21 protein-coding genes and 1 tRNA gene are annotated in these 20,364 nt (G+C 61.6%); 5 read left to right on the top strand and 17 right to left on the bottom strand.

What is annotated here, in order from left to right:
- Positions 1-113: 113 nt before the first annotated feature.
- Positions 114-431, top strand: coding sequence for a Grx4 family monothiol glutaredoxin (gene grxD / locus BM267_RS01645; RefSeq protein ID WP_036993498.1), 318 nt, complete (start codon positions 114-116; stop codon positions 429-431).
- Positions 432-592: 161 nt separating this feature from the next.
- Positions 593-669: transfer RNA gene (locus tag BM267_RS01640), tRNA-Pro, on the top strand.
- Between the two features lie 63 nt (positions 670-732).
- Here the strand turns inward: BM267_RS01640 and BM267_RS01635 are convergent.
- Complete coding sequence (locus BM267_RS01635) at positions 733-1,023, bottom strand: hypothetical protein (protein WP_074778238.1); 291 nt, start codon at positions 1,021-1,023, stop codon at positions 733-735.
- 183 nt (positions 1,024-1,206) lie between these two features.
- On the opposite strand from BM267_RS01635, the gene BM267_RS01630 reads away from it, so the two are divergent.
- The gene (locus tag BM267_RS01630) at positions 1,207-2,379 is read left to right on the top strand and encodes an AI-2E family transporter (protein WP_074778240.1); all 1,173 of its coding nucleotides are present in this window, start codon (positions 1,207-1,209) and stop codon (positions 2,377-2,379) included.
- Here BM267_RS01630 and glpK read toward each other — a convergent pair.
- The 3 genes from glpK to BM267_RS01615 are packed head-to-tail and all read right to left on the bottom strand — an operon-like array spanning position 2,360 to position 5,396.
- Positions 2,360-3,850, bottom strand: a complete 1,491-nt coding sequence (glpK, locus tag BM267_RS01625; protein ID WP_074778242.1) for a glycerol kinase GlpK — start codon at positions 3,848-3,850, stop codon at positions 2,360-2,362. The two genes, BM267_RS01630 and glpK, sit on opposite strands and share 20 nt — an antisense overlap.
- 29 nt (positions 3,851-3,879) lie before the next feature.
- Positions 3,880-4,353 carry a Cys-tRNA(Pro) deacylase gene (gene ybaK, locus BM267_RS01620; protein WP_074778244.1) on the bottom strand — a complete coding sequence of 158 codons (474 nt, stop codon included), beginning with the start codon at positions 4,351-4,353 and terminating at the stop codon, positions 3,880-3,882.
- Positions 4,354-4,361: 8 nt separating this feature from the next.
- Positions 4,362-5,396: an NADP-dependent oxidoreductase gene (locus tag BM267_RS01615; RefSeq protein WP_074778246.1), complete on the bottom strand. Its 1,035-nt coding sequence runs from the start codon at positions 5,394-5,396 to the stop codon at positions 4,362-4,364.
- 175 nt (positions 5,397-5,571) lie between these two features.
- Here BM267_RS01615 and BM267_RS01610 point away from each other — a divergent pair, with 175 nt between their 5' ends.
- On the top strand, positions 5,572-7,374 hold the full coding sequence (locus tag BM267_RS01610; RefSeq protein WP_074778248.1) for a hybrid sensor histidine kinase/response regulator: 1,803 nt from the start codon (positions 5,572-5,574) through the stop codon (positions 7,372-7,374).
- 64 nt (positions 7,375-7,438) lie between these two features.
- On the opposite strand, the gene BM267_RS01605 is transcribed toward BM267_RS01610, so the two are convergent.
- The 13 genes from BM267_RS01605 to ccoN form a co-directional block, all read right to left on the bottom strand.
- Positions 7,439-8,083: a response regulator gene (locus BM267_RS01605; protein WP_074778250.1), complete on the bottom strand. Its 645-nt coding sequence runs from the start codon at positions 8,081-8,083 to the stop codon at positions 7,439-7,441.
- 90 nt (positions 8,084-8,173) lie between these two features.
- On the bottom strand, positions 8,174-9,379 hold the full coding sequence (locus BM267_RS01600; protein WP_218144700.1) for an MFS transporter: 1,206 nt from the start codon (positions 9,377-9,379) through the stop codon (positions 8,174-8,176).
- 4 nt (positions 9,380-9,383) lie between these two features.
- A complete protein-coding gene (locus tag BM267_RS01595; protein ID WP_036993487.1) occupies positions 9,384-9,929 on the bottom strand; it encodes an adenine phosphoribosyltransferase in 546 nt (181 codons plus the stop codon).
- Between the two features lie 19 nt (positions 9,930-9,948).
- Complete coding sequence (gene fnr / locus BM267_RS01590; protein WP_036993485.1) at positions 9,949-10,677, bottom strand: fumarate/nitrate reduction transcriptional regulator Fnr; 729 nt, start codon at positions 10,675-10,677, stop codon at positions 9,949-9,951.
- Positions 10,678-10,768: 91 nt separating this feature from the next.
- Complete coding sequence (locus tag BM267_RS01585) at positions 10,769-11,497, bottom strand: sulfite exporter TauE/SafE family protein (RefSeq protein ID WP_036993484.1); 729 nt, start codon at positions 11,495-11,497, stop codon at positions 10,769-10,771.
- Between the two features lie 2 nt (positions 11,498-11,499).
- Positions 11,500-11,724 carry a cbb3-type cytochrome oxidase assembly protein CcoS gene (gene ccoS, locus BM267_RS01580; protein WP_074778252.1) on the bottom strand — a complete coding sequence of 75 codons (225 nt, stop codon included), beginning with the start codon at positions 11,722-11,724 and terminating at the stop codon, positions 11,500-11,502.
- Positions 11,721-14,174 carry a heavy metal translocating P-type ATPase gene (locus BM267_RS01575; RefSeq protein ID WP_074778254.1) on the bottom strand — a complete coding sequence of 818 codons (2,454 nt, stop codon included), beginning with the start codon at positions 14,172-14,174 and terminating at the stop codon, positions 11,721-11,723. The genes ccoS and BM267_RS01575 overlap by 4 nt, the downstream gene beginning before the upstream one ends.
- On the bottom strand, positions 14,171-14,686 hold the full coding sequence (locus BM267_RS01570) for a FixH family protein (RefSeq protein ID WP_036993478.1): 516 nt from the start codon (positions 14,684-14,686) through the stop codon (positions 14,171-14,173). The genes BM267_RS01575 and BM267_RS01570 overlap by 4 nt, the downstream gene beginning before the upstream one ends.
- A 4-nt stretch (positions 14,687-14,690) precedes the next feature.
- Positions 14,691-16,103 carry a cytochrome c oxidase accessory protein CcoG gene (ccoG, locus tag BM267_RS01565; protein WP_036993476.1) on the bottom strand — a complete coding sequence of 471 codons (1,413 nt, stop codon included), beginning with the start codon at positions 16,101-16,103 and terminating at the stop codon, positions 14,691-14,693.
- Positions 16,104-16,235: 132 nt separating this feature from the next.
- Positions 16,236-17,123 carry a cytochrome-c oxidase, cbb3-type subunit III gene (gene ccoP, locus BM267_RS01560; RefSeq protein ID WP_074778256.1) on the bottom strand — a complete coding sequence of 296 codons (888 nt, stop codon included), beginning with the start codon at positions 17,121-17,123 and terminating at the stop codon, positions 16,236-16,238.
- Positions 17,120-17,308, bottom strand: a complete 189-nt coding sequence (locus tag BM267_RS01555; protein ID WP_036993474.1) for a CcoQ/FixQ family Cbb3-type cytochrome c oxidase assembly chaperone — start codon at positions 17,306-17,308, stop codon at positions 17,120-17,122. Before BM267_RS01555 ends, ccoP begins: the two co-directional genes overlap by 4 nt.
- Positions 17,309-17,314: 6 nt before the next feature.
- Complete coding sequence (gene ccoO, locus BM267_RS01550) at positions 17,315-17,926, bottom strand: cytochrome-c oxidase, cbb3-type subunit II (protein ID WP_074778258.1); 612 nt, start codon at positions 17,924-17,926, stop codon at positions 17,315-17,317.
- Between the two features lie 11 nt (positions 17,927-17,937).
- The gene (gene ccoN / locus BM267_RS01545; protein ID WP_074778260.1) at positions 17,938-19,365 is read right to left on the bottom strand and encodes a cytochrome-c oxidase, cbb3-type subunit I; all 1,428 of its coding nucleotides are present in this window, start codon (positions 19,363-19,365) and stop codon (positions 17,938-17,940) included.
- A gap of 375 nt (positions 19,366-19,740) precedes the next feature.
- Here ccoN and BM267_RS01540 point away from each other — a divergent pair, with 375 nt between their 5' ends.
- The gene (locus tag BM267_RS01540; protein ID WP_074778262.1) at positions 19,741-20,352 is read left to right on the top strand and encodes an alpha/beta fold hydrolase; all 612 of its coding nucleotides are present in this window, start codon (positions 19,741-19,743) and stop codon (positions 20,350-20,352) included.
- Positions 20,353-20,364: the final 12 nt, after the last annotated feature.

The raw sequence follows: 20,364 nt of genomic DNA, 5'->3' as shown, positions 1-20,364 counted from the left end.
AGGGAAAATCCGGTGCAAGGCAAATACCCGTGCCCCTGTCGCTGCTCCTCGGCAACGAGATCCACTTTGCGGTACAATGAGCGCAATTTCGGGCCACGCCATTGAGGACTCCCATGAGCACCATCGACACCATCAAAGAGCAGATCTCCAGCCACCCGGTACTCATCTACATGAAAGGCGCACCCAACGCGCCCCAGTGCGGTTTTTCCGCCCGCGCGGTTCAGGCGCTGATGAGCTGCGGCGAGAAGTTCGCCTACGTTGACATCCTGCAGAATCCGGACATCCGCACGGAGCTGCCCAAGTACGCCAACTGGCCGACCTTCCCGCAGCTGTGGGTAAAGGGTGAACTGGTCGGCGGCAGTGACATCATCCAGGAACTGTTCGACTCCGGCGAACTGCAGACCATGGTGAGCGCCGCCACTGCGGAGTGAGCTCCAGTGGGCTGAAAAGATCCCGTCCCGGCCTGGTCGTGACGGGATTTTTTGTGCCCGACCGTATGGGGAAAACTCCCCTAAGCACCGGATGACAAAAGATTTTTTCAACCCCCTCTTGTGAAAAACGGACGATTATGTAAAATGCCGCCTCACAAACACGGAGCGTAGCGCAGCCTGGTAGCGCGTCTCGTTCGGGACGAGAAGGTCGCTGGTTCGATTCCAGTCGCTCCGACCAATACCGAAAGCCCTGATTCGCAAGAGTCAGGGCTTTTTTGGTTTCTGGTTGCCTGATTGAGCGCTAGCTGTCGGCGTTATCCATAGCGCCTTCTTCATTGCCGATGCTGTTGATTTCCTGCAATGCCTTGCTGGAATGGACGACGCAGCTTTCCTCATCACCTTGCGCCTGGGCTTCACCGGCCAGGCGGATATGATCTTCGAGCTGGGTGCGGGCTTCGTCGGACAGTTGATCCAGGGGCGCCGAAGAATAGCGCGCCAGCTCCTGCATGTTGGATGTGCAGGTGACATCCTCGGCAAACGCGACCGGGGTGGCCAGCAGCGCGGTAGTGAAGATCAGTGCCAGGGTTTTCATGGGGAATCTCCGGTGTGCCAATGAAATGGTACTCATCCATTGGGACAATGAGCTGGTCGCAGGGTTTGGTTAATTTTGCGGCAGCACACATACGTACAGGAATTGCCATGCAGCGTGCTATCTGCAATCGGTTACCACTGGTATTCTTCGTGTTTCCACGGAATCTGGAGTCGCTGGCCGGTCATGCTCAACGAGAATTTTGAAAACAAGAGTTTCATCCTGCTGCTGGCATTGGTCTCGGTGGCCTTCGTCTGGTTGCTGTTGCCGTTTTATGGTGCGGTCTTCTGGGGCACTGTCCTGGCATTGATCTTTCAGCCGATGCAGCGGCGTTTCGAAACGCGGCTCAATCAGCGGCGGGGGTTGGCGGCGCTGATTACCCTGGCCATCATCCTGTTGATGGTGATTTTGCCGGTCAGCCTGCTGGCCGGTGCGCTGGTCCAGGAAGGGGCGGCCATCTACCAGCGTATCGATACGGGTACCCTCGACTTTGGTGCCTATCTGCAACAGGTCATCAACGCCTTGCCCGGCTTTGCCCAGGATCTGCTGGCGCGATTCGGCCTGACCGATATTTCCAGCGTGCAGGAACGTATTTCCCAGCTGGCGATGAGCGGTAGCCAATATCTGGCGACCAAGGCCTTCAGCATCGGTCAGAACACCTTCCAGTTCCTGATCAGCTTCGCGATCATGCTCTATCTGCTGTTCTTCCTGCTGCGCGATGGCCGGCAGGTGGCGTCGAGAATCCGCCGGGCCATTCCGCTGGGTGAAGGCTACAAACAGCACCTGCTCAGCAAGTTCACTACGGTGATCAAGGCCACGGTCAAGGGCAACATCGCGGTGGCGGTGGTGCAGGGCGCGCTGGGCGGGTTCATCTTCTGGGCGCTGGGGCTGCAGGGCGCGCTGCTCTGGGGTGTGATCATGGCGGTGTTGTCGTTGCTGCCGGCAGTCGGTGCCGGACTGATCTGGGGGCCGGTGGCGATCTACTTCCTGGCAACCGGAGCCATGTGGGAGGCGGCAATACTGACCGCTTTCGGCGCGGTGGTCATCGGTCTGGCGGATAACGTACTGCGCCCCATCCTGGTAGGCAAGGACACCAAACTGCCCGACTATGTGATATTGATTTCCACTCTGGGCGGGTTGGCGTTGTTCGGGCTCAACGGTTTTGTCATCGGGCCGCTGATTGCGGCGCTATTCATCGCTGCCTGGAGCTTGTACGCCGAAGCCCGGGAGGAGCAGGAAGTGGTTGCCGTGCCGACCGAGGAATTGTCTCAGGCCGAGCTGGCTGATGAGAACGCCCTGGCGACGGCTGAACCGGTTATTCCGACGCAGGAGAAGCCGATCAGGGATGCTGATTCCTGATTCGGCTGACCGCATCCAGCCAGCCGCTGTAGAGCGCTTCACGGCGCTCTTCTGGCATGGCTGGCTGAAAGCTGCGCTCGCAATCCCAGCGCGCCGCAATGGCATCCAGGCTGTCGAACAGGCCCATATGCAAACCCGCCAGGCAAGCCACGCCGAGGGCGGTGGTTTCTGTTACCTGGGGGCGGTCCACCGGGACGCCGAGGGTATTGGCCAGGGCCTGGACCATCCAGTTATTCACCACCATGCCGCCATCCACCCGTAAGGCCGAGGTGGCAATGGCGCCATCGGCGATCATCGCTTCCAGCAGATCGCGGGTTTGGAAGCACACCGACTGCAGTCCCGCAGTGACGATTTCGGCGATACCGGTATCCCGCGTCAGGCCGAAGATCGCCCCCCGCGCCAGCGGGTCCCAGTAGGGCGCACCCAGGCCGGTGAAGGCCGGTACCAGGTACACACCGCTCTGATCGCCCACCTGTTCGGCCAGGGCTTCGGTCTCATCGGCATGGCGGATCAGCTTGAGGCCGTCGCGCAGCCACTGGATCGCGGCGCCGGCGACGAAGATGCTGCCCTCCAGTGCGTAGGTGGTCCGCCCGCCGAGCCGATAGCCGACCGTGGTCAGCAGCCGGTGGGAAGAGGCTACCGGTTGCTCGCCGGTATTCATCACCATGAAGCAGCCGGTGCCATAGGTGCTCTTGACACTACCGGGGGCGAAGCAGGCCTGACCGACCAGTGCGGCCTGCTGATCCCCGGCCATGGCCGCGATCGGCAGGCTGGCGCCGAACAGTGCTGCATCGGTCTGGCCGAAATCCGCAGCGTTATCCAGCACCTCCGGCAGCAGGCTGCGCGGTATGTCCAGCAGCTGCAATAGATCCTCGTCCCACTGCTGGTTGTGAATGTTGAACAGCATGGTGCGTGAGGCATTGGTTGCGTCGGTGCGGTGCACCCGGCCGCCGGTCAGGCGCCACAGCAGAAAGCTGTCGATCGTGCCGAAGCGCAGCTCACCCCGTTCGGCGCGCTCGCGCGTGCCAGCGACATTGTCCAGTACCCAGCGCAGCTTGGTCGCAGAGAAATACGGATCAATCAGCAGTCCGGTGCGCTGGTTGATCAATGGCTCGTGCCCTTCGGATTGCAGGCGATCACAAAAGGCGGCGGTGCGCCGGTCCTGCCAGACGATGGCCGGATAGACCGGTTCACCGGTGGCTGCATCCCAGACCACAGTAGTTTCGCGTTGGTTGGTGATACCGATGGCCAGCACATCGGCGGCATCCAGTCCGGCCTTGGTCAGCGCCTCGCGTACCACCGTCAACACACTCTGCCAAATGTCCTCCGGATCGTGCTCCACCCAGCCATCCCGGGGAAAGTGCTGGGTGAACTCCTGTTGTGCCACGCTCACCGGCTGGCAGTGCTCATCGAACAGCATGGCGCGGCTGCTGGTGGTGCCCTGATCGATGGCGAGAAGATGTATCGGCATTGAGGCGGTCCCCGAGGTCCTGTGGATGATCAGCTGGCCCGGCCAATAGCGGCGAAGCTGGCGCCGGTCTGGCTGGCCAGATCCTGTGGTTGCAGTTCTATCTCCAGGCCGCGTCGCCCGCCGCTGACGAACACTCTTGGCCAGTCATTGGCACTGGCATCGATGAAGGTGCGCAGACGCTTTTTCTGACCCAGCGGGCTGATACCGCCCAACAGATAACCGGTACTGCGCTGGGCGGCGGCGGGGTCGGCCATGGCAGTTTTCTTCGCCCCGGCAGCCTTGGCCAGCAATTTCAGGTCCAACACTCCATTGACCGGCACCACCGCCACCAGCAGTTCGCCGGTGTCGGTGCTGGCCAACAGGGTCTTGAATACCTGTTGCGGGTCGAGGCCGAGTTTATCGGCGGCCTCGCCGCCGTAGGACTCGGCCTGTGGATCATGTTCGTAGCGGTGCAGTTGGTATCCGACCTTGGCTTTGTCGAGCACTTTGGTGGCGGGCGTCATGGGCGGTCTCAGTCAGCTATCTTGACCACCATTTTGCCAAAGTTCTGCCCTTCGAGCATGCCGATGAATGCCTGGGGCGCGTTTTCCAGCCCCTCGACCCGATCCTCCCTGACCTTCACCTTGCCCTCGGCGACCCAGGGGGTCATGGTCTGCAGGAACTCGGGATAATGCGGACCGTAGTTGTCGAAGATGATGAACGCCTGCATGCGGATGCGCTGGCTCAGCATCAAGCGCATCAGTTGCGGCAGGCGGTCCGGGCCCGGTGGCAGCTCAGTGGCGTTGTACTGGGCGATCAGTCCACAGATGGGAACCCGAGAGTGGGGGTTGAGCAGTGGCATGACGGCATCGAATACCTTGCCGCCGACGTTCTCGAAATATACGTCGATGCCGTCGGGGCAGGCATTGGCCAGGTCATTGGCCAGGCTGTCGAGCTTGTGATCCAGGCAGGCATCGAAGCCCAGTTCATCCACCGCATAGGCGCATTTGTCCGGTCCGCCGGCAATACCGATCACGCGGCAACCCTTGAGCTTCGCCACCTGGCCGACCACGCTGCCGACCGGACCAGTGGCCGCAGCCACTACCACCGTCTCGCCGGCTTTGGGCTGACCGATATCCAGCAAGCCCATATAGCCGGTGAAACCGGGCATGCCGAGCACGCCAAGCGCCTGGGACGGCTCGGCCATATTCGGGTCAAGCTTGAAGACCATGCTGCCATTGGACAGGCTGTAATCCTGCCAGCCGGCGGTGTAGCACATCACCAGATCACCGGCGGCAAAACCATCCAGGTTGGATTCCATTACCCGGCTGACGGCACCGCAGGGCATCACATCACCGACCGCTACCGGGTCGGCATAGGACTTGGCATCACTCATGCGGCCGCGCATGTATGGGTCCAGCGACATCCATAGGTTGCGCAGCAGCATCTGACCTTCGCCAGGGTGGGGGACCGGGGTTTCGACCAGTTTGAAGTTGTCCGGCACCGGCGCGCCCACCGGGCGTGAAGCGAGCAGAGTCTGGCGGTTGATAGTGGCGGTTTGCGGCATGTGACTTCCCCGGTGTGAAATGGCTCGCCTGAGCATGGCGGGCGTAGCGGATGAGCTATCAAGTTAGTAAACAAGGTGGGCGAGGGCAACTGAAACCTGTGGCCCAGCGCGTACTTGGTGGTCTGAGCGCAAAGGGGTAATCTTGCACGATACCGAACCAAAGGATAACAACAAGATGACGCAAGTCACCCAGGCCGGATTGGCCGAGCCGCTGGATGAACCCGGACTGCTGGCGCAGAGTCGTCGCCTTGGCCGGCTGCGATTTCCCGTTCCGATCGAGGCGGACTTCCAGGCCTACATGCACCGCAAAATGTGCAGCCGGGTATGGGCGGTGGCAGTCTCCAGTATCGGCTTCATGCTGTTGTTCATCTGGGTGGATTACGCGTTTCTGCCGGCATCCGTGTATCACCTGAGCATCACCGTGCGGGTGCTGGTGCTGCTACTGGTGTGCTTCTGCCTGTGGTACTCCAACCGGCCGGGGCGAGTAAGTCCGCGATCCGCCTTCGATATCGCCACCCTGGGATATATATCTACCGGGTTGATGGTGATCATGGTCATCCTGGTTTGCCGGACGCAGCAAGTGCCGGTGGCGGTCACGCACGATGGACTGTATCTGATTCTGCTGTCGGGCTGTTTCTTGCTGGGGCTGCCCATGCGCAGCTCCGCGCTGGGCTCCTGGTTCATCGTGCTCAGCTATCTGGCCGGGGAAGCGGCAATCGGCTCCTCGCGGCAGATCGTATTGGGTAATGGCCTGTTTCTCGGCTGTTTCACCCTGATGGGCAGCATCGGTGCCTATGCCTACGAGCATATGCTGCGCCGGGCCTATCTCAACGAGCAGTTATTGCAGGCTGCCCGGGACCGCGCCGAGCGGGAAAGCCAGGGCAAGACGCGCTTTCTGGCCACTGCGAGTCATGACCTGCGCCAGCCCTTGCATGCCATGACCCTGTTCATCCGCCATCTGGAAGAAAAGGTGATCGAGCCGGAAACTCGCAAAAGCGTCACCCGGCTGGCCGAATCGACCCATCTGCTGCAGGCCATGCTCAACTCGCTGCTGGATATTTCCCGGCTCTCGGTGGGCATGGTGCGTCCGCAATTGCGCCACATCAATCTGCGCGGCTGGCTGCAGCGGCTGCTGGCTGGCTTCGAGGTCAGCGCCGGGGAGCGGGATATCGAACTGGTACTCGACTGCCCGCCGCACTGCGCGCTGTATACCGACCCCATGTTGCTGGAGCGGTTGGTGCGCAACTATCTGAACAATGCATTGGTACACGCCGGCGCCACACAGGTGCGGGTCGTGGTGAGCGAACGGGACGAGCAGCTGCGCATTGCCGTGGTGGACAATGGCTGTGGGTTGAGTCGCGATGAGCAGGCGCGAATATTCGAAGAGTTCACCCAGCTGCGCAACCCCGCGCGTACGCTGGAGAAGGGCGTTGGGCTGGGATTGTCGATCTGTCGTCAGCTGCAGCGTCTGCTGGAATACCCTTCCGGTGTCGAATCCGAACCGGGGCAGGGTTCTTCCTTCTGGGTTGAAGTGCCCAAAGGTGAGTGGCAGGAGGAAGCACAGCCTGCAGCCCTGTCGGGTAGCGCGAGGCTGCAGGGTCGGGTGGTGCTGGTGGAGAATGACCTGGTTAACCGCCAGGCCATGGAAGTTCTGCTGCGCCACTGGGGTTGCGAGGTCGAAAGTCATGAGCAGGGGGGGAGACTGCTGCGCGGCGACCGGCGTGATGGCGAAGTCGACCTGTTGCTCGCGGATTACCATCTGGAAGGCGGCATGACTGGCCTGGAGCTGATCGAAGCATTGCGCCAGGAAGAGCTCTACACCGGCCCCGCCGTGCTGGTCACTGCAGACACCAGTGACGAGCTGGCCCGCAGCGCCGAAGCAGCAAATGTCCTGCTCATCTACAAACCCGTCTTGCCTGCGCGCCTGCGACGACTAGTGCAGTCACTGCTGCAGGGACAGATGGCATCCATCACCTGAGCTAATGCCACAGGCGTAGCGCCCGAACGCGGGTTGGGCGCTTTTCCTTGTCGTGCGTGAGCGGCTAACTGCTGATCAAACCCTGCCGGCGCGCGGTGTTTACGCATTCGGTGCGGTTGTGGCAGCCGAGGGCGGCGAAGACGGCTTTGAGGTGGGTCTTGACAGTATCTTCGGACAGGGACAGCCGTTGGCAGATCACCTTGTTCGGCAGCCCTTCGGCCAGCAGGTCGAGGATCTCCAGCTGCCGCGGAGTGATGCCTTGCTCGCGGGCATTGGTCTGACGATCCAGCGGCTGGTGTTCGTTAGCCATTACCACCTGTTCACCGAACAGCAGACGCAAGGCGGCGCTGATCAGCATCGGGCCGTCAGCGGTCTTGCTGATGAAACCGGCAGCACCGAGGTGCAGAGCGGCATCCATGTCGCTTGGGTTGTTGCTGCCGGTGAGAATGGCTATCGGCGTCAACGGGTCGATGGCGCGGAGCTTTTCCAGCAGGATCAGACCGTTACTGTCAGGTAGATGCAGGTCCAGCAGGATAAGGTCATAAGTGTGCTGACGGACCTGCTGTTCCGCTTCGCTGGCATTGCGGGCGTGGTCCAGCTCAATACCCTTGCACAGCGTATTGAGGGTCAAGGTCACACCGTCGAGATAAATCTGGTGATCATCGATCAGCAACAGACGGGTGTCGGGGGGCAGAGTAGCTATGGGCATGCCGGCATTTCCCTGGCTTGTCCTGTCTTGAGACAGGATGGTGTTTTTGTTCTCGGAGTGATGATAGGCAAGCACGCCGGGTACGTCCAGTCAGCTGTGCTGCCGAACGCGGTGCAAGCGGAAGATCAGCGCCAGACTGACCACCAGTACCAGCAGGCTCCCGGCAACCACCGCCGGCCAACCTGCAGCGCGCCAGAAGGGTGCCAGATAGTAGATACCGATAGCCGCACCCAGGTAGTAGAACACCGAGTACAGCGAGGCGGAGCTGGCCTTGCCGTGGGCGGCATGCTGGTTGACCCAACTGTTGGCCAGCGAATGGGTGAGGAAGAAGCCGAACGCGTTGAAGATCAGGCCGGTAATGATCAGCCATAGCGGTTCGGCCAGAGTGATCAGGCAACCCACCATGAAGATCACCACCCCCACAGCCATGCCCTGGGCTGCGCGTGCTGGGTTGATGCGACCGGACATGCTGGCTGAGAAGGTGCCCGCCATGTAGGTCAGAAACAGCAGGCCGAGACTGCTGGCGCCCAGTTGCCAGGGCGCCGCGCTGAGACGGAAGGTGATGAAGGTGTAGAGATTGATGAATACCATGAACCCCAGCCCGCCCACCAGATAGGCTGGTAACAGCGCGCGGTTGCGCAGGTGGCTGGCAAAGGTGCGCAGGCTGCCGCCCAGCGACAGGCGTTGCGGACGGAAGGCCTTGGCCGGTGGCAGCAGCAGGGCGACCGCGAGCGCGCACACCACGCTGCCGGCACCGAGGATCAGGAATACCATCTGCAGCCCGAGATGATCGGCAATGAAGCCGCCGAGCACGCGCCCACCGGCGCCACCCAGGGTATTGCCGCCAATGTACAGGCCCACGGCGCCGATCAGGGCCTGGCGGTTCATGCTGTCGCCAAGGTAAGCAACGGCGGTGGCAGGGAGCACGCCGAGCGCGACGCCCTGCGCCACGCGCATCCACAACAGCGCATTGAAACTGCTGATAAAGGCCATGCCCAGGGTCAGTAGCGAGGTCATGGCCAGACCGATTATCAATGGAGCACGCCGGCCAAAGGCATCGGACAGCGGGCCGTGCAGCAGCAGTGACAGGCCCAGGGTCAGGCTGCTCAGGGTAAAGGCATTACTGGCCTGCAGGGTGCTCACGTCGTACTGTGCGGAGATCAGCGGCAGCAGCGGATGAATGGCATACAGGTTGCCGAAGATCACCAGCGAGGAGATGAACAGCGCCAGGCTGGCGCGGCGGAAAGCGGGTGTGCCCCGCTCGATCAGAGCGGGGGCACTTGCCTCTGCAGGCATCGGCTTATTCGGCCTCTTCGAAGGCGCAGAGGGTAAAGGTGGCGATGCCGGCGTCCTGGATCAATCGCGAGCCACCGAGGTCAGGCAGGTCAATGATAGCTGCTGCTTCGTATACCTCGGCGCCGAGCTGGGAAACCAGGCGCGCGGCAGCCAGGAAGGTACCGCCGGTGGCGATCAGGTCATCGAGCAGCAGTACCTGGTCACCCTCTTTCAGGGCGTCACGGTGGACTTCGATATGGGCCTCGCCGTACTCGGTGCTGTAGGCCTCGCGCAGGCAATCGGCGGGCAGCTTGCCGGCCTTGCGAAACAGGATCAGCGGCTTGTTCAGCTCGTAGGCCAGTACCGCGCCCAGCAGAAAGCCCCGGGCATCGATCGCGCCGATATGGGTAACCGGTGATTCGACATAGCGCTGGATCAGGCTGTCAGCGACCATGCGCATGGCACGCGGCGACTGGTACAGCGGGGTGATGTCGCGGAAGGTGACGCCTTCCTTGGGGAAGCCCGGTACCGGGCGGATCAGGGACTTGATCGTGAATTCGTCAAAAATCATGGGATAAACGGGTCCTGGTTCAATCGTTCTGGCCGCCGGCCAGAGCACAGAGCTGAATATAGTCGAGGATTTCGATCTGCTTGCCTTCGGCGGTGATCAGCCCCTGCTGTTGGAAGCGGGTGAACACCCGGGATACGGTTTCCACCGCCAGCCCCAGATAGTTGCCGATCTCGCTGCGCGACATGGCCAGCCGGAAGGACTTGGCCGAATAGCCGCGCACCCGGAAGCGCGCCGAGAGGTTGATCAGCAGCGTGGCGATGCGCTGATCGGCATTCTTGCGCGACAGCAGCAACATCATCTCCTGATCCTCACGCAACTCCCGACTCATCAGGCGCATCAGTTGTTTGCGCAGCTGCGGCAGGACCGCGGTCAGCTCGTCGAGAGTCTCGAAGGGGATTTCGCATACCGAGGTGGTCTCCAGCGCCACGGCGGTCACCGTATAGCGACTGGTATCCATCCCGGACATACCAATCAGTTCGCCGGCCAGATGGCAGCCGGTGATCTGTTCGTCGCCCTCATCGGAGAGGCTGTAGGTCTTGATCGCGCCGGTACGCAATGCATAGATGGAGTTGAACTCGTCGCCCTGGCGAAACAACACCTCGCCGCGGCGCAGCGGCCGGCCGCGCTTGACGATACGATCCAGCGCGTCCATCTCATCGGCATGCAGCGCGATGGGCAGGCACATGCAGGCCAGGCTGCAGTCCTTGCAGTGCGCCTCGCGGGCTGACAATGGCATGGCATCGGTCATGACGGGTCGATCCTCAACTATTCCTGCGGCCGGTAGCCGAACAGCCGGCGTGCTCTGTCGGGTAAGCAGGAATTCTACCACCGCTTTGAGTTCAATGCCCGGTATGGGGCGCCTGATGTTGCTCGCTGCCATGATGCCCGCCCATCAACCAGGCGGTATGCGGCCCGGGTATGGTCCAGATACCGAACAGGATGATCAGCAGGCCGGCGGTGATGCGCACCGCGCGTTTCTTCAGGATGGCCATCATGCGGTTGGCGAACAGCCCGGTAGCCAGGAGCGTCGGTAGCGTGCCCAGACCGAAGGTCATCATCAGGCCTGCGGACACCGCCGCATCGCCCTGGCTGCTGGCCCAGACCAGGGTGCTGTAGACCAGCCCGCAGGGCAGCCAGCCCCATAGGGCGCCGAGCAGCAGTGCCTGGGGCAGCCGGCTGACCGGCAGCAGCTTGCGCGCATGTGGCTCCAGATGTTTCCACAGGCCGCGGCCGAGTCGCTCAATGCGCGTCAGCCCGGCCCACCAGTTGGCCAGATACAGCCCCATGGCAATCATCAGCAGACCGGCGATGACGCGCAGCCCCTGGCCCAGCCCCAGGTCCTGAATCAGCCAGCCGAGACTGCCGATCAATGCGCCAGCCATACCGTAACTGGCGATGCGCCCGGCGTTGTAGCCCAGCAGCACACGCCATAGTCGCCAGCCGTGGCGCTGTTCGGCGGGAATCGCCAGCGTCAGCGCGCCCATCAGCCCGCCGCACATGCCAATGCAATGGCCGCCGCCCAGCAGACCCAGCGCCAATGCCGTTAGAAACAGCGGTAACAGCTCCATGTTCAGCTGCGACCCTCGCCCTGACCGTCATCCTTCGATGGCGTGCTGCTCTGATCGGCTTTCTTGCGGGCGGCCAGGTGAGCAGGATCTTCCTCGTCAAACAGGATGCTGTGGGCGGGACTGTCGAGGTCGTCGTACTGGCCACTGTTGACGGCCCAGTTGAAGACGCAGATGGCAATGATCACCAGCACTATGGCGACCGGCACCAGAATGTAGAGGATAGTCATGCGAACTGCTCCTGTAAGGGCTTGGATGACGGGCGTCGCGTGCTGCGTGGTAACCGGCTGAGACGCAAGGCATTGAGTACCACCAGCAGCGAGCTGGCGGACATGCCCGCCGCAGCGAGGGCCGGCGAGACCAATCCGAGCGCAGCCAGCGGCAATATCCCGGCATTATACGCCCCTGCCCAGAACAGATTCTGGATCATGATCCGCCGGGTGCGTCTGGCCACGGTGAAGGTATCGCTCAGTACCTGCAGGTGGCTGCTGAGCAGCACCGCATCGGCGCTGGTCTTGGCCAGATCAGAAGCCTCGCCCATGGCCACCGAGATATTGGCGCTGGCTAGCACCGGCACGTCATTGACGCCATCACCGAGCATCAGTACCTGGGCGCCCTGATCCTGCAACTGCTGAACAAAGGCCAGCTTGTCCGCCGGTGTGGCATTGCCGATGGCTTCCTCGATGCCCAGATTGTGGGCCATGCGTTCTACCACCGGCGCATGGTCCCCCGACAGCAACACCACCCGCAGGCCCCGATCCCTGAGCTGGCGGATCAGTTGGCCGGCATCGGTGCGCAGACGATCATTGAGCACGAACCAGGCTATCGGCCCTTGGGCATCGCCCAGCAGCAGCCACTGGCCGGGCTCGTCGGGCACCGCGGGTGCGCTCCAGCTGCCCAGCTCTGCCACATAGCCAGGTTTGCCGATACGCAGCAATTGGTCGTTGCAAAGCCCCTCCAGCCCCAGACCCGGATGACTGGTCACGCTGTCGGCCTGGGCCGCGCTACGGCCGAAGGCGCGGGCGATGGGGTGTTCGGAGCGCGATTCGATCATGCGCGCCTGCAGCAGCGCCTGCTCCCCGTCGTGGCCGGGGAAGGGCAGGATCCGCTCCAGGGTCATGCGGCCTTCGGTAAGCGTGCCGGTCTTGTCGAGAATGACCGTATCTATCTTGTTCAGGCCCTCCAGCACGTGCCCGCGGGTGATCAGCAGGCCGAGCTTCTGCAGGCTGCCGGTGGCTGTGGTCAATGCTGTCGGTGTGGCCAGTGACAGGGCGCAGGGGCAGGTTGCCACCAGCATGGCGATGATGATCCAGAATGCCGTCTCGCCATTGACCAACCACCACCAGGCGCTGCCGACCAGTACGATGGCCAGCAGCACGGTGATCAGGAAGTACTGCGCTACCTGATCGGCCAACTGCGCCAGTCTGGGCTTGTCGGCCTGGGCGCGTTCCAGCAGGCGGACGATAGCTGACAAGCGGGTCTCGGTGCCCACGGCATTGACCCGAATTTGCAGCGGCCCTTCGACATTGAGGGTCCCCGCGGTAACCTGATCGCCGATCTGCTTGGCCAGCGGCAGGTATTCACCGGACAGGGCTGATTCATCGATACTGCTGACACCGCGAGTGATGATGCCGTCCGCCGGTATGCTTTCCCCGGGTTTGATCTCCAGCAGATCGCCGGGGCGCACATCGTCCAGCATGATGCGCTGTGGCTGGCCCTGCGCATCTACTCGGATGGTGCTGGGCGGCAGCAGGTTGACCAGCTTGGCAGTGCTTTCCACGGTACGCTGGCGGGCGCGGCGTTCGAGATAGCGGCCGGCCAGCAGGAAGAACGCGAACATCGTCACTGAATCGAAGTAGATCTCGCCGGAATTGGTCAGGGTCGCCCAGATGCCCGCGCCATAGGCACTGCCGATCGCCATGGAGACCGACACGTCCATGCTCAGTCGACGGTTCTTCAGGTCGCGCCAGCCGCCGCGGAAGAACGGCGCACAGCTGTACAGCACCACCGGGGTGGTCATCAGCAGGGCGGCCCAGCGCAGGGTAACCGCCATCTCCTGGGTCAGGTCCTGATTGAAACCATCCCACAGTGCCATGGTCGCCATCATCACCTGCATGAACATCAGCCCGGCCAGGCCGAGGCGGCGCAGATACTGGCGGTTTTCCCTGGCAATCTGCTCGCTGGCCTTGTCTGGCTCGTAGGGATGGGCGGCATAGCCGATGCGTTTGATCTCACCCAGCAATGCGGACAGCCGCGTATCGGCAGCGCCCCAGCTCAGATTCAGCCGGTTGTTGCCCAGATTCAGCGTGGCTTCGATTACACCCGGCATCTGTGCCAGGCGCTTTTCGATCAGCCAGCCGCAGGCGGCGCAGCTGATGCCCTCGATCAGTAGTTCGATCTGCTGGTGGTCGCCCTCGCTGCGGACATAGCGTTGCTGTACATCGCTGCGATCGAGCATCTCCAGCTCATCCTGCAGAGCCCGGGGCAGGGCTTCAGGATTGGCGGAGTTTTCCGTACGGTGGGTGTAGTAGGACTCCAGGCCGCCGGCGACAATGGCGTCGGCCACGGCCTGGCAACCGGGGCAGCACATGGCGCGCTGCTCGCTGAGAATGATACTGCACCATGACGAACCGGACGGAACCGGTTCGCCGCAGTGATAGCAAGGCGCGGGTTGGGTCATTTTGCGGCGAGCTGGTGCTGCTGTCCCATGACCAGAGTGATTTCGTCGGTCAGGCGCCAGCCAGTTTCGCCGGGCAGGGCCGGATCGCTCAGGTCGATATAATGTCGACCCCGGATGCCCCACTCCAACTGACCGGTGTAGCGGTTGCCGGAAATCTGTTGCAGCATCACTGTACGGTCACGCTCGGCATGGGTGGGTGATATGAGCTCCAGGGCTAACTGGGGCGGCAACTGCTGCAGCTCTCCATCAAGCTGGAGGCTGATATCACCGGTCAGCTCGTCGACCGTGAAGCTGGCGCTCAGACCCAGCTCGCTGGCGCGATGATCGCGCCCCATGTGCATATTGATCGCGCGGCCTTCCTTGTAATAGTTGTCGCGCACCATGCTGTCGGGGTTGAGCATGGAGACGTACAACAGGCCCAGCCCGATCACCACGGCAAACACCAGGATGCTGATCAGGAACCAGGGCCAGAATTGCTTGTACCACGGGGGTATGTTTTCGTCGTGTTGCATGTGTCTACCTGAGTGTCGGGCCCATGAAGCGGCTCTCGGAGGTTGCCGAGACGCTGTCATCATCGGCCGCGGTAACGATGAAAGTGATTGGCATGTTGGTGCCTTGCATGAACTCTGGCTCCAGCTGGACGTTGACCGGCACCTGCAGCAGGCTGCTGGGCTCGATGGCGAGCCGATTGGCGGCCAGTACCAGCTCCAGTTCCGGATGACCTTCTACCGTCAGATTGAAGGTGCGGGCCTGCTGACCCTTGTTCATGACCTTGATTATGTACACGTTTTCGATGGCCCCGCCACGGGCTTCCCGATACAGAACGTTTCGGTCGCGCTGCACATCCAGGCTGACTTGAGCCATATTGCCAATGGTGAAGATGAACATGCCGATCATCAGCGCCAGCGCGGCCCCGTAGCCGATCAGGCGCGGACGCAGGATGCGGGTCTTCTGGCCAGCCATGTTGTGTTCGGTGGTGTAGCGGATCAGGCCACGGTCGTAACCCATCTTGTCCATGACGTCGTCACAGGCGTCGATACAGGCCGCGCACTGGATGCATTCGTGTTGCAGGCCGTCGCGGATGTCGATCCCGGTGGGGCAGACCTGTACGCACATCGTGCAATCGATGCAATCGCCCAGGCCCAGCTCGGCGGGTTCGACGCCCTTCTTGCGCGGGCCACGGTCTTCGCCGCGATGATAGTCATAGGTCACCACCATGGTGTCCTTGTCGAACATCACGCTCTGGAAGCGCGCGTAGGGGCACATGTAGAAGCACACCTGTTCGCGCAGCCAGCCGGCGTTGATATAGGTCGCCGCAGTGAAGAAAAATATCCAGAAGGCCGCCCAGCCGTTCAGGTTGAAGGTGACCAGGTCGACCAGCAGGCCGCGAATGGGCGTGAAGTAACCGACAAAGGTCAGCGCGGTGACCAGTGACACACCGATCCACAACGTATGCTTGGCACTGCGGCGCAGCAGTTTGTTGGCGCTTACTGGCGCCGCGTCGAGCTTGATACGCGCGTTGCGCTCGCCTTCGGTGACGCGCTCGGCCCACATGAAAATCCAGGTCCACACGGTTTGCGGACAGGTATAACCGCACCAGATGCGCCCGGCGAAGGTGGTGATGAAGAACAGGCCGAAGGCGCAGATGATCAACAGGAAAGACAGCAGAAAGAAGTCCTGTGGTTGAAAGGTGGCACCGAAGATATGGAACTGGCGTGCGGGCAGATCCCACAGCACCGCCTGGCGACCGTCGATATTCAGCCACACGGTACCAAAGAACAGCAGAAACAACGCCGCCACACCCGCCAGGCGGATGTTCTTGAAAAAGCCCTGGTAGGAGCGCGTATGAATGTTCTCGCGCTTGGCATACAGGTCGACGGCTTCTATCTTGTCCGGGGAAACATCTTTAACGGGTATCTTCTCGCTCATATCAGGCTGGCCATATCGTTATGAGAAGGGACGCCTGGCCAGAGCAGTGCTGGTCAGGATATGCGAAGACGCCCGACCAGCTTAAACCGGACGGGCGTCTCGAACCATGCGACAGGGCGTCGCGCGGGGGTGTTACTCGTCGTCCAGCGAGAGGCTGTAGACGTAGGAGGCAAGCATGTGCAGCTTGTCTTCACCCAGGTGAGCCTGGGACGGCATGTTACCGTTACGGCCGGCACGGATGGAGTGCTGGACCTGCAACATGCTGGAACCATACAGCCAGTTATCATCGGTCAGGTTGGGCGCGCCCAGCAGCGGGTTGCCCTTGCCATCAGGGCCGTGACAGGCCACACAGTTGCTGGCAAATACCTGTTTGCCGGCGTCGATATCTACGCCTTCGGACTCCAGCCCGGAGAGACTGCGCACATAGCCGGCGACGTTGCGAACGCCTTGCTCACCGACCACCGCCAACCAGGCCGGCATCGCAGCCTGGCGACCCTGACGCAGGGTAGTCAGGATCTGCTCGGGCTCACCGCCCCACAGCCAGTCATTATCGGTCAGGTTCGGAAAGCCAAAGGCGCCGCGAGCGTCGGAACCGTGGCATACCGAGCAGTTGGTCGCGAACAGGCGCTGACCGATGCGGAGAGCTTCCTCGTCACGGGCCACTTCGCTGATCGGCAGATCGGTGTAGCGGGCGAAGATCGGTGCAAATTGCTCCTCGGCGCGCGCCACTTCACGTTCGTACTGATTGACCTGGGTCCAGTTCAGAACGCCCGGCCATTTGCCCATGCCGGGGTACAGGACCAGATAGATCGCGCTGAACACCAGCGTTGCGATGAACAGCATGAACCACCAGCGGGGCAGGGGGTTATCCAGCTCGGCGATGCCGTCGTACTCATGGCCGGTGGTGCTGTCGGTCTGGTCAGGCCGCTGTCCCTTGCGCGTGGCAAACAGCAGCCAGGTGGTCAGGAAAAGGAAGACCAAGGTGAGGGTAATGATGTACCCACTCCAGAAATTGCTCATTTTTCATTACTCCCGGTGTCTTGCTGCTCCCGCGTCTTCTGGTCTTCATCGTCGTCGGCGAAGGGTAGCTGAGCGGCCTCATCAAAGTCCTTCTTCTTGTACGAGCTGTAGGCCCATACCACGATGCCGATAAAGGCCACCATGGCGAATATGGTGGCGATGCCGCGTAGAGTGTTGATATCCATTGTTGGTTACCGGCGGTCGGAGATGACAGTGCCCAGGTGCTGCAGATAGGCAATCAGGGCGTCCATTTCGGCGACGCCTTTGACTTCCGCAGTGGCTCCGGCAATGTCTTCATCGGTGTATGGAACGCCCAGCTTGCGCATGACTTCCATTTTGCGGGCGGTGTGCTTGCCATCCAGGACGTTTTCCTGCAGCCAGGGGTAGGCCGGCATCTTCGATTCCGGCACCACGTCACGCGGGTTGATCAGGTGCGCACGATGCCAGTCGTCGGAGTAGCGCTCGCCAACCCGGGCCAGGTCCGGACCGGTACGCTTGGAGCCCCACAGGAAGGGGTGCTCCCAGACGCTCTCACCGGCAACGGAGTAATGACCGTAACGCTCGGTTTCCGAACGGAACGGACGGATCATCTGCGAGTGGCAGCTTACACAGCCTTCGCGGATATAGATGTCGCGGCCTTCCAGCTCCAGCGCGGTGTAGGGGCGCAGACCCTCAACCGGCTGGGTGGTTTCGTCCTGGAAGAACAGCGGTACGATCTGGGTCAGGCCGCCGAAGCTGATCGCTACCACGATCAGCACGATCAGCAGACCAACGTTCTTTTCAACTATCTCATGCTGTTTCATCAATCAATTCCTCAGGCGATCTGGGCTGCGGCTTGGGCTTCGGCCGGCTTGGCAGCACGGATGGTGCGCCAGGTGTTGTAGGCCATCAGCAGCATGCCGATCAGGAAGAACAGACCACCGATCCAGCGCACGATGAAGCCCGGATGACTGGCCTCCAGCGCTTCAACGAAGGAGTAGGTCAGGGTGCCGTCAACGTTGACCGCGCGCCACATCAGACCCTGGGTGATGCCGTTGACCCACATGGAGACGATGTACAGTACGGTACCGACGGTCGCCAGCCAGAAGTGCGCGTTGATCAGACCGATGCTGTGCATCTCTTCGCGGCCGAACACCTTCGGCAGCATGTGGTAGATGGCACCAATGGAGATCATCGCAACCCAGCCCAGCGCGCCGGCGTGTACGTGGCCGATGGTCCAGTCGGTGTAATGCGACAGGGCATTCACGGTCTTGATCGCCATCATCGGGCCTTCGAAGGTGGACATGCCGTAGAAGGCCAGTGCTACCACCAGGAAGCGCAGGATCGGGTCGGTGCGCAGTTTGTGCCAGGCGCCGGACAGCGTCATCATCCCGTTGATCATGCCACCCCAGCTCGGAGCCAGCAGAATCAGTGACATCACCATGCCCAGGGTCTGTGCCCAGTCAGGCAGGGCGGTGTAGTGCAGGTGGTGCGGGCCAGCCCAGATGTACAGGCCGATCAGCGCCCAGAAGTGCACGATGGACAGGCGGTAGGAGTATACCGGGCGCCCGGTCTGCTTGGGCACGAAGTAATACATCATGCCGAGGAAGCCTGCCGTCAGGAAGAAGCCTACCGCGTTGTGACCATACCACCACTGAATCATCGCATCGGTCGCGCCGGCATACATGGAGTAGGACTTCCACATGCTGACAGGCATCGACGCATTGTTGACGACATGCAGCACCGCGATGGTGATGATGAAGGCGCCGTAGAACCAGTTGGCGACGTAGATGTGCTTCATCTTGCGCCTGGCGATGGTGCCGAAGAACACCGCCGCATAGGACACCCACACTATCGTGATCAGAATGTCGATAGGCCACTCCAGCTCGGCGTACTCCTTGGTGCTGGTGTAGCCCAGTGGCAGGGTGATCACGGCCAGCACGATGACAGCCTGCCAACCCCAGAATACAAACGAGGCCAGACGGTCGGAAAACAGCCGCGCCTGCGTAGTGCGCTGCACAACATAGAAGGAGGTACCCATCAGCGCGCAACCGCCAAAGGCAAAGATCACTGCGTTGGTGTGCAGCGGGCGCAGGCGGCCGAAGCTGGTCCAGGGCAGGTCAAAGTTGAGTGCGGGCCAAACTAACTGGGCCGCAAGGAAGACACCTAATGCCATACCTACGATACCCCAGACCACCGTCATGACGGCGAACTGGCGAACCACCTTGTAGTTATAGGCTGTCGGAGTGGTAGCTGTGCTCATGCGAGAGATTTCCACGGATAGCAATGGTTAAAGGGGGTCAAAGCGGCGGCAAGTATGAGGAATGCCCGTACTCTTTGCAATGACACATGTCAATGTAATGGCCCGGTCTGCCTGGGGCGGTGCTGCGCAATTGGCGTGGTTTGGCGATGCTCTCGGGAAGGCCAAACCGCGTCATTCCGTGGCGGTTGCTCCGGGGTCGGGCGGCCTTCGGCACGGGGCCATCTGACCGGGCTTGCTAGGATAGTCCCCGGGGTAGTGCCTGTGAAGGCATGGTTCCGACACGCCGCTGTGGCATGATGTCGCAGATGATCAGGATCAAGGTTATTTGGCCGAAGATACAGTTACTCGTCAAGATATCGCCATCGGAGCAGCCATTTGACATCTTTTCTCGACACCCCAACCGCCATCCCGCCTCGGGCAACCCTGCTGCTGGCCCATGGCGCTGGTGCACCGATGGACAGCGATTACATGAATCAACTGGCCAGGGCACTGGCGACGCGCGGCGTGCGGGTGTTGCGGTTCGAGTTTCCCTACATGGCCGGCAGGCGCGAAGGCGGCAGCAAACGCCCGCCCAATCCCATGCCGGTGCTGCAGGACAGTTTTCGCGAGCATTACCGTGCTGCGCCGCAGCCTCTTTATATAGGAGGCAAATCGATGGGCGGTAGGGTTGCCAGTCTGTTGGCCGACGAGCTGCAGCCTGATGGGCTGATCTGCTTCGGCTATCCCTTTCATCCGCCGGGCAAGCCGGATAAAACGCGGACTGCGCATCTGGCAGAGCTGCGCACGCCGACGCTGATCCTGCAGGGCACCCGCGATCCCTTCGGCAAGCACGATGAAGTGGCGCGGTACCCGTTATCAGCTCAAGTGCAGGTCGATTGGCTGGATACTGGCGATCATGACCTCAAACCGCTCAAGAGCAGTGGCCTGACCCAGGCTGATCTGATCGATCAGGCAGCGGAGCGGGCCGCAGCCTTTATGCTGGGTTGATTCGCGGGCACC

Source organism: Halopseudomonas bauzanensis (assembly GCF_900114735.1).
Classification (GTDB): Bacteria; Pseudomonadota; Gammaproteobacteria; order Pseudomonadales; family Pseudomonadaceae; genus Halopseudomonas; species Halopseudomonas bauzanensis.
Note: the sequence above shows the minus strand (reverse complement) of the source record. Positions and strands in the feature narration are given on the sequence as shown.